The sequence below is a fragment of the Pseudoalteromonas sp. SWYJZ19 genome (genome assembly GCF_015864375.1).
Lineage (GTDB): Bacteria > Pseudomonadota > Gammaproteobacteria > Enterobacterales > Alteromonadaceae > Pseudoalteromonas > Pseudoalteromonas arctica.
In genome coordinates, this window is record NZ_JADYXI010000003.1 from 118134 (window position 1) to 133116 (window position 14983).

Here is a 14983-nt window from a genome sequence, read left to right on the forward strand (position 1 = left end):
ACTAACCAACTAATTTAAGTACTTATTTAAGGTTCTGTGTAATGGATAAAACCTACAATCCGCAAGATATTGAACAGTCTCTATATCAAGACTGGGAACAAAAAGGCTACTTTAAGCCATCTGGCCAAGGCGTACCGTATTCAATTATGATCCCGCCGCCAAATGTCACTGGTAGCTTGCACATGGGCCACGCCTTCCAAGATACAATAATGGATACCCTAACGCGTTTTAAACGTATGCAAGGTAACAACACATTATGGCAAGTAGGTACTGACCACGCAGGTATTGCAACGCAAATGTTAGTTGAGCGTAAACTGCATGCCGAAGAAGGCAAAACACGCCACGATTTAGGCCGCGAAGATTTTATTAATAAAATCTGGGAATGGAAAAAAGAATCGGGCGGCACTATTACCAAGCAGCTTCGTCGCCTTGGCGCATCGGTTGATTGGGATCGTGAACGCTTTACCATGGATGATGGTTTATCTGAAGCTGTTAAAGAAGTGTTTGTACGCCTTCACAAAGAAAACCTAATTTACCGTGGTAAACGCCTAGTAAACTGGGATCCTAAATTACATACGGCTATTTCTGATCTTGAAGTTGAAAACAAAGACAAAAAAGGCCACATGTGGAACTTACGTTACCCACTGGCTGATGGCGTTACAACGCAAGACGGAAAAGACTACATAGTAGTCGCTACAACTCGTCCAGAAACCATGCTTGGCGACTCAGGTGTTGCAGTAAACCCTGATGACGAACGCTACATAGATTTAATCGGTAAAGAGATTTTATTACCTATCGTTAATCGTCGTATTAAAATTGTTGCTGACGAACATGCCGATAAAGATAAAGGCACGGGCTGTGTAAAAATAACCCCAGCGCACGACTTTAACGATAACGAAGTGGGCAAGCGTCATCAAATGCCGATGATCAACATTTTCGATAAAGACGCCGCTATTCTTACCCAAGGTGAAACATACACCTTTGACGGTAAAGAGCTTGAGTTTGATGCGCCAATTCCTGAGCGCTTGCGCGGGCTTGATCGTTTTGCAGCGCGTAAAGCAATTGTGGCTGAATTTGAAGAACTTGGCCTACTTGAAAAAATTGAAGACCATGGTTTAACGGTTCCTTACGGCGATCGCTCTGGTGTTGTAATCGAGCCACTACTTACCGACCAATGGTATGTACGTGTTGCACCACTTGCTGAGCCTGCAAAAGACGCTGTTAAAAACGGCGATATTCAATTTGTACCTAAGCAATATGAAAACATGTACTTCTCATGGATGAACGACGTACAAGATTGGTGTATTTCACGCCAGCTTTGGTGGGGTCACCGTATCCCAGCTTGGTACGACAATGAAGGTAACGTATTTGTTGGTCGCGACGAAGCTGAAGTACGCCGTGAAAACAACATTGCAGATAACGTAACGCTAAGCCAAGACGAAGACGTACTTGATACGTGGTTCTCATCAGCGCTTTGGACTTTCTCTACACAAGGTTGGCCTGAAAATACTGATGATTTAAAAACCTTCCACCCGTCTGACGTGTTGGTAACTGGTTTTGATATTATTTTCTTCTGGGTTGCACGCATGATTATGATGACGCTGCACTTTGTAAAAGACGAAAATGGCAAACCACAAGTTCCGTTTAAAACCGTATATGTAACTGGCTTAATACGTGACGATAATGGCGATAAAATGTCTAAGTCAAAAGGTAACGTACTTGACCCACTAGACATGATTGACGGCATTGAACTTGAAGACCTAGTACAAAAACGTACTGGTAATATGATGCAGCCAAAACTTGCCGCTAAAATCGAAAAAGATACGCGTAAAGTATTTGCAGGCGGTATTGAAGCACACGGCACCGACGCCCTTCGCTTTACGCTTGCTGCAATGGCATCTACCGGTCGTGATATTAACTGGGATATGAACCGCCTTGAAGGTTACCGTAACTTCTGTAATAAATTATGGAACGCGAGCCGTTACGTACTAATGAACACAGAAGAGCTAGATTGTGGTTTTACTGGGCTAGGAAGTAATGTAGATACTGTATTAACAGATAAAGAATTCTCATTAGCTGACCGTTGGATTTTAGGTCAATATGAAGCAACAGTTAAAACCTACACAGAACACCTAGATAACTACCGCTTTGACTTAGCTGCTAACACGCTTTACGAATTCACATGGAACCAATTTTGTGATTGGTACTTAGAACTAACTAAGCCAGTACTGTTTAAAGGTAATGAAGCGCAGCAACGTGGTACACGCCATACGCTAATAACGGTACTTGAAAGTTTACTGCGTTTAATGCATCCAATGATGCCATACATCACTGAAACTATTTGGCAACGTGTTGCACCACTTGCAGGCCTTGAAACAGCAAACACCAGCATTATGGTTCAGCCGTTCCCTGTATATAATGAAGCAAGCGTTGATGCTAAAGCGATGGATGACTTGGAGTGGGTTAAACAATTCATTTTAGCTATTCGTAATATTCGTGGTGAAATGGATATTAGTCCAAGTAAACCGCTTAGCGTATTACTTGCTAATGCATCAAGTGACGACATGCGCCGTATTGAAGAAAACAAATCATTTTTAGCATCACTTGCAAAAATTGAAGAGTTTACAATGCTTGAAAACAAAGACGATGCACCAGCATGTGCAACGTCTTATGTTGGCAACCTTGAGATCATGATCCCAATGGCGGGCTTAATTGATGTGGAAGCCGAGCTTTCGCGTATTAATAAGCAACTCGAAAAAGCAGAAAAAGGCCTAGCACAAGTACAAAACAAACTTGCTAACGAAAAGTTTGTAAACAACGCACCTGAAGCGGTACTTGCTAAAGAAAATGCAAAACTGGCTGAATTTAGCGATGCTAAAACTAAGCTACTTGAGCAAAAAACTAAAATAGAAAGCTTATAATTTTAGTTATTATGCCTATTAACACTATTTAATAGGCATTAAAAAAGCCGCTCACTTTAATTAAAGTGAGCGGCTTTTTTGTGCCCTGTGATTAACCACAAGACACTTCTACATTAAAACTTGTAGTTGTACTGAGCGCCAATAAGTACTGCATTACCTTCTGACTCAAACTCAAATCCATCTTCTTCAAAGTTCTGAGTTTTACCACGGATAATACTTACACCAAGATCAACGTTAGAGCTTTGATCAATTGTGTAGTTACCACCGAATGAGAACCAAAAACGATCTGTATCTGGGATAGAGATCGACAGGTGATCTTGTGATACTGGAGACTGATCAAATGCTACACCAGCACGAAGTAATAAATCTTCGTTATATTGGTAATCTGAACCAACAGCGAAACGGTATGAATCAGAGAAGCTTTCATCTTTATTAAATGCGCTAAATTTATCGCCAGTTGGAGCTGTAACTTGTGCTTCTAATGAATCAAAGCTACTCCAACCTGTCCATAAAATACTGTAATGAAGACCAAGTTTTTCATCTAACTGATGAGAACCTGAAAATTCAGCTATTGCAGGAAGTGTTATTTCAACAGAACCAGGTAATTCAGTTCCATTTAATCCACCAAAAGCTGTTGGTATTTGATTCGAGTAATCACCTTCGAATGTAATATCTGTTTCTGTACGATAATTAAAACCAAAACGGCTGTTATCATCTAGCTGATACATTAAACCAACATTTAAAGCGTAACCTGTATCATCACCTTCCAAGTTCACAACTTCAGTGCTTGAAGCAAATGGTAAACCAGAGCCAGCATGACGCACAATAGTTGCATCAGCGTAAATTACGTTTAAGCCAATACCATAGCTAAACTTTTCAGTAACTTTATAAGCAACGCTTGCATTTAAGTTAACGGTGAAGATTTCTGTTTTACCAGCAATCTGTCCTGCTGAGTAGTCATCGTCAAAGTCTGTTGATAAACCAAAGTTAGAAAATGCACCAAAACCAAGCGATACTTTATCGTTGTAAGGCATAGTAAAGTAAGCTGCTGGTACCACTGCACTTGGTGCAATGCTATCGTCATCTAATGAAGATTGATCAATACCAGTTGGCGCGCCTTCACCTTCTAAGCTTACATCTGGGATTACGCCAATAGCAGCAACACTTAGTTGCTTTTCTTTAAATAAAGTCATTAGTGCAGGGTTACGTGCAACTACAGACGCGTCGTCTGCGATAGAAGCTTCACCAGCGTATGCGCGGCCTAAACCCGATGCATTTTGCTCTGATAATTGAAACGCAGCTGCAAAGCTATCAGCTGAAACAAATGCAAGCGAAGCTGCAATAAGGGTTTTAGAAAATTTCATTGTTGAGTCCTTAACCAAACTGACTGTCTGGGTACTATGTGTGTTGTTATTAGGATTTAAAACGTGATTACACTACCTTAATTTTTTGTAAAAAACTCTATGAATACGTCAAAAGACAGTAAAAAACATGTTTTTTAACGACATTTTAACAACTATTTAAAACTCATCGGATGAGAAGTGTGGTATTAGAGTAAACACTCTAAATGTAATTAATTATCATTTAGATTGACTTGGAATTAGTAGCAACTTACACTCATTATAAAATCGCAATGGAAGTAAAACTGTGATCATTTTATTTATTATTACAGGGCTAATATTTTGTGGGGCGAGTGTGTTTTGCTTTTACAAAGCAAACTACTGCGCATGTACTCAAGCAGGACAATGCGATAACCCCGTAAACCATTATTGGCTAGGGGCAATGTTAAATGCGTTAATATCTTTAGCGCTGTGTTGTTTTGCATTGCACGTAGAGCTAGGCACTTTGTTATGGTTAACACTGATGGGAAATTGCTTTTTGGGTGCGTTTATTTCTGCAAAACAAACTAAAAAAAGGCAATGCAGTAAGGCTAGTTCAACAAATGCTCTTTTAGCAGGCGAGACAAATTAATCTGATAATCTAAGGGCTTAACACTTGATAGTATTTTAAGCTCTTGGGTGTGCTCACTTAAATCGATGTCTTTCGGTGTAACATGATGATTGTGCTTAGCATTATAAAATAGCTTAATTTTAGGTTTAATAGGATTTAATACGTTCCCTTCAAGCACTAAGGCTAAACGTTCATTCGTTAATTTTACAATAGTTCCTACCGGATGAACCCCTAAACACTTTATAAAACGCTGTACTAACTCACCATCAAACAATTGCTTATTGGCTAATAAGTACCGCAATGCGTTGATTGGTTCATCACCATCTTGATGCATTCTATCGGCAGTCATTGCATCGTACACATCTACAATTGCCATTATACGCGCTGGACGACTTAACTTCTCTGACTGTAGGCCTCGCGGATAACCAGAGCCATCTAAGCGCTCATGATGATTCACTATCATATCAAGCATTAGGGGTGTTATACCCTTCTCGCCTTTAACTAAACCCAAACCTTGCGCTACATGCTTTTTAATCGCTAAGAGCTCATTATTAGTAACCTTAGTTGGCTTTGAAAATATACCCTGCGGTAATTTAGCTTGGCCTAAATCATGAAGTAACGCGCCCATGGCAAGCTCTTGCACAACAGCCATTTTGTACCCTAAGTATTTAGCAAATACAGCGGTAAAAATGGCGCAGTTGATCATATGCCGCCAGTTATAGCTGTGTTTATCTTTTATACGAGTAAGAATAGTCATGGCGTTGGCGTTACGAAAAACTGAGCTGACTATTTCGCTGGCTATTTCATCAAGCACTTTTATATTAACACTCAGGCCAGATGTTAAGTCACCGTATAACGACTGTAGCTTTCGGCCATGCTGATCGTAATTGACACTCGCTTTAGCAAATTCTTGTTCAATTGAGATTGCTATAGGTGTTTTTTCGGCTTTTTGCTGGCTATTAGATGTTTTAGGTTTGCTTTGAGGCTTATATTTGGCAGGAACTGGGGCATCACCTTTAGCAAAATCTATAAGCAGCTCAAGCACCCCTTCAGAGACTAAACGCTTAATAATAGATCTATCGCGCACTAAGCCACTGGTCTTAATTTTTATGCTATTGATCCCTTCATGTTGCTTAGTAACGCTATCAACATACATACCAGGAGTAAGCTCAGATACGGGCAAAGTAATTAGCATAAAGGCGGGATTTTTCTATTAAGGAATATGTACCTTAAATAGCATTAATTAAGCCTAAAAGTCTAGTTTTTGAGTTGTAAGTAGTTATATATAACTAAAAGCATTATTTACAGCCCTATTTGAGCTGCATTGTAATTCTGATTATTTTACTTTTTAATAATTAAACGCTTTCATCTCAACTACACTAAATTGCTTATCACTAAAAAGCAGGTGATTTAGCTATAAAATTTATCTAATCATTATAAAAAAGCGAACTTTATTAACCTTTCTTGAACATAATATTGTTTTGCCTCGGTCTCAATATACACAGCACTTAATAACAACTGCTTTAAATTCTTAAGAGTACTAATATATGACAAAACTAAACCACCCCGTATCAAACCTAAGTGTGGCTGCAATAAACACAGCCTCGCCTTTGGGTCATATATTAAAAGCAGCCGCTCCACTGCTCGATAGCTTATTAGGTATAAATAAACTGCGTGATATATACCTCTCTAATAATTTATCGGGTTTAGATAAGCAGGAGTTTAGTGAAAAGCTTTTAAATGTATTGGGTATTAATGTACTTGGCGCACAAAGTGTTATTAACAAAATACCTAAGCAAGGCCCTTGCATAGTAGTATGTAACCATCCTTATGGCATGATTGAGGGCGTAATAATTGCCAAATTACTCACCCATTATCGTAGCGATACTAAAGTAATGGCTAACGTTGGTTTAAAAATATTTACAGAAATTAAAGATTATTTTATTTTTGCTAATCCACTAAAACCAAAAGCAGCCATTAATACCAGCGCAATTAAACAGTGTTTTAGTCATGTTAAAAATGATGGCCTACTTGTGGTTTTTCCTGCTGGCAGGGTTTCGTTTTTTCAATCAAAAAAACAACGTGTAACCGACGGTCAATGGAATCGCTTAGCGGCTCAACTAGCCTTAAAAACACAAGCCCCTTTATTACCTGTGTTTATTAGTGGTCAAAATAGCCCTATGTTTTACAATTTGGGACGTATTTACTACCGATTTAGATTATTAATGCTAATACGTGAATTACTTAAAATTCAAAAAAGGTCCATTAATTTAGGTGCTGGTAATTTACTTACACCCAAGTTATTAAATAAATTTGAGAAAACTGACGACATTAACGATATTGCACGCCTGCTTTGCTATTTAAACGATGAACGCTTTGTAACACCTTGGCAAGACGATGCCCAGTCAATGCAACTAAAAGCGATTATGCAGGATGTTGATAAAACAAAAATGACGAGTGAACTTGCTAGCTTACCAAGCGAGCAGCACTTATTAGACTTTAAAAGTTACTCCGTTTATTACGGTTATCAAGATCAAATACCTAATTGTGTTGCTGAAATAACACGCCTTAGAGAAATAACCTTTCGTACATTAAACGAAGGAAGCGGCGAGCCATGTGATACCGATAAGTTTGACGCAACCTACATGCATTTATTTATTTTTGATCATAAAAATGAAGAGATCATTGGAGCTTATCGAATTGGACAAACTGATTTATTACAAAAAAATAGCGACGTGAGCGCCCTTTATTTATCGCAAATGTTTAATTTTGAACCCTCTTTTATTAATCAACAACAGCCGTGCTTGGAAATGGGTCGCTCGTTTATAGTTCAAAAACATCAAGGCAGTTACCATGGCTTATTACTGCTATTTAAAGGGATCGGTGCGTTTATGGCGCAAAACCCACGTTATAGGACTTTATATGGCACTGTTTCATTAAGTAAGCTTTACGACCCTCGTTCTGTCGCAATTATTGACCATGCAATGGTTAATAATAAACAAGGTGTTAGCGCCAATACGCCTTTTAATAATAAAATTCATCCAGAGTTTGAAGACTTCATTAGTGATCACACGTTAAACATAGATCATGTATCAACATTGGTTATGGGAATAGAAGAAGACAAAAAAGACATACCAATTTTATTAAAGCAATATCATAAGCTAGGCGCTCAATTTCATTGTATGGGAATTGACAGTAACTTTAATCACACCCCAGGATTACTTTTAAGTGTGCACCTACCAAGTGCGCCTGAAAAGCTACTTAAGCTCTACCTTGGTGATAAAAAAGATGATTATATAAATCACTCATAATTTTCATCTGCTGTATTAATACTGCAGATGAAAATAGAGCAACAAAAAAGTCGACGCAATTAATTGCGTCGACTTTTTTAGTTATGTAACAGCTATAAAAATATTTAGTTAAGCTGCAGCCACTTTTAAACAACTAATGCTGCTAATGAGCTGAGACTGCTTATCAAAATAATTAAAGCGTATAGTGTTACCAACTTTAATATGACTAATACTGACTGTCATTGCATCTTCTCTTTGCATATTTACACCATATTGGCCTTGATCAGCTTTGCTGTAATGAAATGCTAAAAACTGCTCACTTGCAGGATATCTTAAGTCAATAAATTGCTTAAATTGTTGTTTACGCTTTTGTGTAACTGTTTCTAGCTCAACGCCAGACGACGTTGCAAGCGATTCAACTTGGCAATCGATTAATTTTTTTGTGTCCCACCGAACAAAAGCGATGTGCCCATTATTTAGCGATAATTTATCCGGAAAAATACACAATTTAAAAGGCGCGTAACCCGATAAATCCATATTTTTTAATTGAGACAATGCAGGGGTATTATTGCTTAGTAAATGCGGGATTAAGAGGCCTCTGCTGTGCTTTACGGCAGTTATATCAAATGCACTTTGATAATCGTTTAATAAAGCTAATGTTTGCCCCCAATGCGATACACCAAGCCAAGTACCACCCCCTTGCGGATCGATAGGGTAAATTGCGTTATCTGTGTGCTTACTCGGGGCGATTGCCATTTCTCGCGTTTTTTGTTCATCACGATTAAAAAACAACTCGTAGCCATCATCAGTTAGAAAGTAACTTAAAGTGCACATATTAACTTTGCAGTGATTTTAATTGGCTTTGTTGGCTTTTTTCTCTCAAAAAAGTGGCTGTACTTGGTGCTAACCCAAAGTTCTGGTCGAATGATGCTTTTTGTGCAAAGGTAATTTGTGAAATCATCGCATAGTGATGTACTGCATGGCTTCCTACAAATATAAGCTCTCGTGCTAATGAGGTTGTTACAGTTTGTACATTTTTACTTTTAATTGATACTTCGCTTGAAAGTAACAGCGGTTTATTAAAATCATCTGGACTTAGCTGTTCAATCCACGATGCTATCTCGGCAATTTTTTTTATAGCTTCACAGGGGTTACTTTCAATATTACTGCCGCGTAGGCGACTATCGTAATCAATATTATTTATACCAAAGCCCGTCATTAAAGATTGGTAATGATCGATAATGTGGCGCATATGTGACCCAACTGAACTAATGAAATTAGGAGCAACGATTTGCGAATAATCCTCTTTAGTTACACTTTCAAGATAAGCATGTCCTTGAGCGAGTATTTCTAACTGACTATTTAACATTGAATCGGTTTTCCTCATTTATAATTTCGTCGTATATGCATACATAACGTTAGATAACATTTTGAATAATGCAATTTTGCATTGTATAAATAACTAGAAAGCTGTTCTTACAATAAAATTTCAAAATTTATGCAGTAATACATTTTTAAATACAAAAGTAATTAATGAAAAGCTAGATAATATAGAGGGGAATATTAGTAGATGTAAAAGCAAATGGCGCTCTCGGTAGGGATCGAACCTACAACTTAGCCTCCGGAGGGCCACGTGATATCCATTTCACCACGAGAGCACATTTGTTGCCGCCACACCAACTCGCGATATCAGTGCTTTAGCATCAGCAATGATAAAGAGATCTTTAAATAAATACCAGTAACATCAGCTTATATGCTTATTAATTAAACTCTTTTAAATAAAACACTTCACAATGGCTTAAAAACACGCTATTTATTCTTATTGAATAGGAAACAGTAACGGTTTAGTAACATTGAAACTATGATTGTCGCTGTGCGGATGGATTTAATACGAGGAAATAATGATGAGTTTAATGTCTACTGAGCAAGTTGCTGAATTTTTAGGTGTAAAAGTAGAGCGTGTAAAACGTCTCTCTAGAGAAAGTTTATTAATTGCTAAATCAGAAGATGAAAATGGTGAACCACAATTTGATACAGCCGAAGTAACAAAATACAAAGAGCTCGCCGAGCGCTTTGGTGGTCTTTAACATCTACAAAAAGTATTATTAACGAGTTTAGTTAGCTGCGCGCGTAACATTACAGATTTACTAGTTATGCTGCGCTCTTCATACCAGCCAATACATAACACTAAAAAAAACAGCTTATAATAATTCAGCTTATCCATTGAAGGATTAAACGTTTTTGTTTTATCGATACTATTTTTATAGTTATTTAACAATGCACTTTCACTGCTCTCATTAAGATTAAAGCTCACTGCAAGGGCTGACAAATCAAAATACACATCGTTAGTTTGTGCATATTCAAAGTCAATTAAATACATGCCTGAAGCATTTACAATAATGTTATCTTTTACTAAGTCGTTATGACAAAAGCCTCCATTAAATGACATAGCTGCAACGGCTTTGAGTGCCTTCTCTATTTGAGGTTTGTATTGCGTATATACGTGGGTGCTTTGATAAAAATGAAGCTCTTTAGCTATATCCATTGGCGCGGTAGACACTTTGTAATTGTGCACTTGAGCAAGTTTATTAATAAAGCAAAGCGTTATATCCGATTGCGCGCTCTTGCCTTCAATATAATTAAATACCGCACGACCGTTTTCTTTATCAAGCCAAATAGGCGCAGGGCATATATTAAAGTCACTTAAAAAGCGCTGCGCTTCAAGGCCGTCACTTGGCCAATGGCTTTTATAACACTTTAACAAATACCCTTGTTGCTCGGTACGTATTAAAAAATTATCGTTACTAAAGCCATTAAGTAATCGCTCGCTTGAAACAATGCTTGTAGGCTCTATAAACGCACTACACATTTTTACTAACTGAGTATGCTCAATCATTGATTAAAGCTGTGCTAGAGGCTTAGCTTGGCTTTGTTCGTACTCTTCGTACCAGGTTTTAAAGCCCCACGCTGCCATAATGGTATAAAATATAAAGAGTGCTAGCGTTGGGTAATAGCCTTTTTCGTAATATAAATACATAGAAGCGGCATCTATTACAATCCAGTACAGCCAGTTTTCGAGGACTTTTTTAGCCACTAAGTAAGTAGTTACTACGGCAAAACATGTTGTAAAACTATCAAGATAAGCAAAATCGGCATGAGTATAATTTTGCATAACGTAACCAATAACTATTGCAGCTACGGTTGTTAAACTAATTAAAACAGCATGACGGTTTATCGACCACGATGTAATATTTAAATTTGCAGCTTTGCCTTTACGCCATACAACCCAGCCAAATACAGCCATATACATATAATAAAAATTAAGTAACGACTCCATAAGTAATGCGCCATTCCAGTACATTATTGTATAAATGAGCGTGCTAAAAAATGCCGCAGGCCAACACCATAAGCTTTCTTTTATTGCTAATAATAAATAAGCCATCGACAACCCTACCGCAATATACTCCCAATGCGACATTGCTGTAAAACCACTTAAGGTTTGTGTTAAAAAGTCCATATTATGCAATTACCGTTTAGTTGTGCCGATTGTTATACCAATCTGCTTATATACGGGGTCTATTTAACGTTAAGAAAATTACGCTAGAACTAGGCAAAAATTTTTGTATCTAGTTGTTCTAAATAAAAAATTTTTAATGACGTTATAGTGCAATTTAATTCGTTAAATTGATCAAATATTTATGCAGGTTGGTATTATAGGTTATTCAGGCGATAAGTCGCCAGAGAGAAACTTACATACAAAAATAGCTTTACCAAATTCTTCATATGAACGTTTAATTTCGGTATTTAACACCTGCATTACTAAATCGTAATCACCAAAAATTTGCGTTGATAACGTGTTAGTAATCACTTTTAAATCATCGTATTCGTTTAATCTGTCAATAAAGCCCTGAATAAACGGGATATAATCTTGGTGAAGTGGGTATTTACTGATCTCTACTGATAATTTCATTTTTGACTCTTTATTTTAATTACCGATTACAACAAGTCATTCAATGCTAGAGCCGTTATTAAATACAGTGTAAAATCGCTGCAACACTCAATTGAAATGAGCTTAAAATGGCACGTAGAATAACCTACAAATATAAAAACGAACCGCGCGAGATTAATTTCGCTAAAGATAAATACCACGACATGTATCAAGCAATTGCTGCCGCCGAAGGTATTGATCTGACTAATTACTTAAGCATGGTACAGCAAATAGAAATGACCTCAAAAGGGTCTGCTTCTGTTCGTAACTTTCGCGACCAAGAATTTGCCCGTATGGGCTTTAGCGACGTTTACTTTATAAAAGAGTAAATACCGCTTTATAGCTGTATTAACGCTGATACTCATAACTTACGCGCGGTGTAATATTACATAATAGCTCGTAAGGGATAGTATCAGCGCATAATGCTATTTCTTCAACTGGTAGCTCAGGGCCCCACATAGTGACTCTGTCGCCCACTTTAATATTGTGCTCATTAGCGCCTATATCTACGCTAATCATATCCATAGCAACACTGCCAACAATACCATAACGCTGCTTACCAATTATTACTGGTGTGCCCTCTTTAGCGTGCCGAGGATAACCATCGCCATAACCCATAGCCACAACAGCTAACTTGGTTGGTTTATCGCTTTTCCAACGTCCGCCATACCCTACCGCCTCATTAGCTGGTACATTACGCACTGCAATTACGCGCGTAGTTAAGCGCATAACTGGTTTTAATTTATGTTGTTGCCCAATACTATTTGCCATTGGCGATACGCCATATAGCATAAGCCCAGGGCGCACCCAATCACCATGACCGCTCGGCCATGCAATAATACCAGCAGAATTTGATAAACAATGTGCTTGGTCAATGCCATTCACTAAGTTATCAAATAACGTGATTTGTTGAACCGTTTTGGCATTATCAACATCATCAGCACACGAAAAATGGGTCATTAAATTAACGGTATTTTTGGCGTTAGGTGTTTTTTGTAAGCGGTTATAAAACTCTTCAAACTGCTCTGGCGCAATACCTAGTCGATGCATACCTGTATTTACTTTTAACCAGCATGTTATTGGCGCATCGAGCTTTGCTTTTTCAAGCGCGGCTAATTGGTATTCGTCATGAATAATAGTTTGAAAGTTATTAGCGAGTAAAATAGGTAAGTCGGCTTTGTTAAAAAAGCCTTCTAGTAAAACTATTGGCTTTGTTAAGCCCCCAGCTCGAAGGGCAAGCCCTTCATCTATTCGCGCCACAGCAAATGCGTCAGCATTATTTAAATGCTGCGCAATCGTTACTAAACCATGCCCGTAAGCATTTGCTTTTAGCACCGCCATTACTTTGCTGTTAGGTGCAAAGCACTTAACTTGCGCTAAATTATGCGCAAGTGCAGCTAAATTAATTTCAGCAGTGGCTAGGCGCATTAGTAATCGTCATCTACCGCTGGTCCCGCGTAATTATCAAAGCGAGAAAATTGACCTTGGAATGTTAAACGCACTTTACCAATTGGGCCGTTACGTTGTTTACCTATGATAATTTCGGCAATACCTTTGTCAGTACTGTCTTCGTTATAAACTTCATCACGGTAAATAAACATGATTAAATCGGCATCTTGCTCTATCGACCCCGACTCACGTAAATCTGAGTTAATAGGACGTTTATCGGCACGTTGCTCTAGCGTACGGTTAAGCTGCGAAAGCGCAACAACCGGACATTTTAGCTCTTTTGCTAGTGCTTTAAGTGAACGTGAAATTTCAGCAATTTCTAGCGTTCGGTTATCAGCAAGGCTTGGTACACGCATTAACTGCAAGTAATCGACCATGATCATACTAATGCCACCGTGGTCACGGGCTATACGCCTTGCACGTGAACGCACATCGGTAGGTGTTAAGCCCGATGCATCATCAACGTACATTTTACCTTTTTCCATCAATAAGCCCATTGTTGATGAAAGTCGTGCCCAATCGTCATCATCTAATTGACCAGTACGTACCTTAGTTTGGTTAATACGGCCAAGAGACGCTAACATCCTCATCATAATTTGTTCTGAAGGCATCTCTAGAGAGTAAATTAATACTGGTTTGTCTTGAGTCATTGCAGCATGTTCTGCAAGGTTCATCGCAAAAGTGGTTTTACCCATAGATGGACGCGCTGCAACAATAATTAAGTCAGAAGGCTGTAAGCCCGTCGTCATTTTATCAAGATCGGCATAACCTGTACTTACACCCGTAACACCATCTTGTGGTGATTGATAAAGCTCTTCTATTTTATCAACGGTTTTTTCAAGGATGCTATGAATGCTTTGCGGGCCTTCATTATTTTTTGTTCGTTGCTCAGCTATTTTAAACACTTTGCTTTCGGCAAAATCGAGTAAGTCGTGACTAGTACGCCCTTCGGTGTTAAAGCCGGCTTCTGCAATTTCGTTCGCTACGCCAATCATTTCACGTACAACAGCACGTTCGCGTACAATACTTGCGTAAGCGTCAATGTTAGCAGCACTTGGCGTGTTTTTAGCTATTTCTGCTAAATAAGCAAAGCCACCAATTCCTGCCAGTTTATTATTTTTTTCTAAACTTTCAGAAATAGTGATTAAATCTATCGGATCGCCAATCTCAGCAAGTGCCGTCATCGCCTCAAAAATTAACTTGTGCGTGCGGGTATAAAAATCCTGTGATACAACAAGCTCCGCTACGCGGTCAAAAGCTTGGTTATCAAGCATTAAGCCACCTAAAACAGATTGTTCAGCTTCTATTGAATGGGGAGGAACTTTAAGTGTATCGACTTGCTTATCTGGTTTGGCCATAACTTCACAGTAGTAAAATTGAATGGC

General features: G+C 38.3%; 14 protein-coding genes and 1 tRNA gene. 5 read left to right on the forward strand and 10 right to left on the reverse strand.

Annotation, left to right across the window (positions count from 1 at the left end; translation table 11 throughout):
- The first annotated feature begins 41 nt into the window (after window positions 1–41).
- The gene (locus I6F45_RS04235) at window positions 42–2921 is read left to right on the forward strand and encodes a valine--tRNA ligase (RefSeq protein WP_197159760.1); all 2880 of its coding nucleotides are present in this window, start codon (window positions 42–44) and stop codon (window positions 2919–2921) included.
- 113 nt (window positions 2922–3034) lie between these two features.
- Here I6F45_RS04235 and I6F45_RS04240 read toward each other — a convergent pair whose 3' ends face one another.
- Window positions 3035–4285: an outer membrane protein transport protein gene (locus I6F45_RS04240; RefSeq protein ID WP_024592249.1), complete on the reverse strand. Its 1251-nt coding sequence runs from the start codon at window positions 4283–4285 to the stop codon at window positions 3035–3037.
- Between the two features lie 283 nt (window positions 4286–4568).
- Here I6F45_RS04240 and I6F45_RS21320 point away from each other — a divergent pair, with 283 nt between their 5' ends.
- Window positions 4569–4892 carry a hypothetical protein gene (locus I6F45_RS21320; protein WP_033012404.1) on the forward strand — a complete coding sequence of 108 codons (324 nt, stop codon included), beginning with the start codon at window positions 4569–4571 and terminating at the stop codon, window positions 4890–4892.
- Here the strand turns inward: I6F45_RS21320 and I6F45_RS04245 are convergent.
- Complete coding sequence (locus tag I6F45_RS04245; RefSeq protein WP_197159762.1) at window positions 4852–6066, reverse strand: HD-GYP domain-containing protein; 1215 nt, start codon at window positions 6064–6066, stop codon at window positions 4852–4854. The two genes, I6F45_RS21320 and I6F45_RS04245, sit on opposite strands and share 41 nt — an antisense overlap.
- A gap of 352 nt (window positions 6067–6418) precedes the next feature.
- Between I6F45_RS04245 and I6F45_RS04250 the strand changes: the two genes are divergently transcribed.
- On the forward strand, window positions 6419–8182 hold the full coding sequence (locus I6F45_RS04250; protein ID WP_165727263.1) for a lysophospholipid acyltransferase family protein: 1764 nt from the start codon (window positions 6419–6421) through the stop codon (window positions 8180–8182).
- 108 nt (window positions 8183–8290) lie between these two features.
- Here I6F45_RS04250 and I6F45_RS04255 read toward each other — a convergent pair whose 3' ends face one another.
- From I6F45_RS04255 to I6F45_RS04265, 3 genes are all read right to left on the reverse strand, one after another.
- Window positions 8291–8995, reverse strand: coding sequence for an NRDE family protein (locus I6F45_RS04255; RefSeq protein ID WP_165727262.1), 705 nt, complete (start codon window positions 8993–8995; stop codon window positions 8291–8293).
- A 1-nt stretch (window position 8996) separates the two neighbouring features.
- On the reverse strand, window positions 8997–9530 hold the full coding sequence (locus tag I6F45_RS04260; RefSeq protein WP_165727261.1) for a DinB family protein: 534 nt from the start codon (window positions 9528–9530) through the stop codon (window positions 8997–8999).
- Between the two features lie 214 nt (window positions 9531–9744).
- A tRNA-Arg gene (locus I6F45_RS04265) sits at window positions 9745–9819 on the reverse strand.
- A 246-nt stretch (window positions 9820–10065) separates the two neighbouring features.
- Here I6F45_RS04265 and I6F45_RS04270 point away from each other — a divergent pair.
- Window positions 10066–10248, forward strand: a complete 183-nt coding sequence (locus I6F45_RS04270; protein WP_007587299.1) for a hypothetical protein — start codon at window positions 10066–10068, stop codon at window positions 10246–10248.
- On the opposite strand, the gene I6F45_RS04275 is transcribed toward I6F45_RS04270, so the two are convergent.
- The 3 genes from I6F45_RS04275 to I6F45_RS04285 form a co-directional block, all read right to left on the reverse strand.
- Window positions 10245–11057: a phosphotransferase gene (locus I6F45_RS04275; RefSeq protein ID WP_165741754.1), complete on the reverse strand. Its 813-nt coding sequence runs from the start codon at window positions 11055–11057 to the stop codon at window positions 10245–10247. The two genes, I6F45_RS04270 and I6F45_RS04275, sit on opposite strands and share 4 nt — an antisense overlap.
- Window positions 11058–11060: 3 nt before the next feature.
- Window positions 11061–11678 (reverse strand): nicotinamide riboside transporter PnuC, encoded by a 618-nt coding sequence (pnuC, locus tag I6F45_RS04280; RefSeq protein WP_007587303.1) that lies wholly within the window; start codon window positions 11676–11678, stop codon window positions 11061–11063.
- A gap of 201 nt (window positions 11679–11879) precedes the next feature.
- Window positions 11880–12131: a hypothetical protein gene (locus tag I6F45_RS04285; protein WP_007587304.1), complete on the reverse strand. Its 252-nt coding sequence runs from the start codon at window positions 12129–12131 to the stop codon at window positions 11880–11882.
- 107 nt (window positions 12132–12238) lie between these two features.
- Here I6F45_RS04285 and I6F45_RS04290 point away from each other — a divergent pair, with 107 nt between their 5' ends.
- Window positions 12239–12478, forward strand: coding sequence for a DUF2960 domain-containing protein (locus I6F45_RS04290; protein WP_007587305.1), 240 nt, complete (start codon window positions 12239–12241; stop codon window positions 12476–12478).
- Window positions 12479–12497: 19 nt separating this feature from the next.
- Here I6F45_RS04290 and alr read toward each other — a convergent pair whose 3' ends face one another.
- Entirely contained in the window at window positions 12498–13577 is a 1080-nt protein-coding gene (gene alr, locus I6F45_RS04295; RefSeq protein WP_007587306.1) for an alanine racemase, read from the reverse strand.
- Complete coding sequence (gene dnaB / locus I6F45_RS04300; protein WP_007587308.1) at window positions 13577–14956, reverse strand: replicative DNA helicase; 1380 nt, start codon at window positions 14954–14956, stop codon at window positions 13577–13579. Before dnaB ends, alr begins: the two co-directional genes overlap by 1 nt.
- Between the last annotated feature and the right edge of the window lie 27 nt (window positions 14957–14983).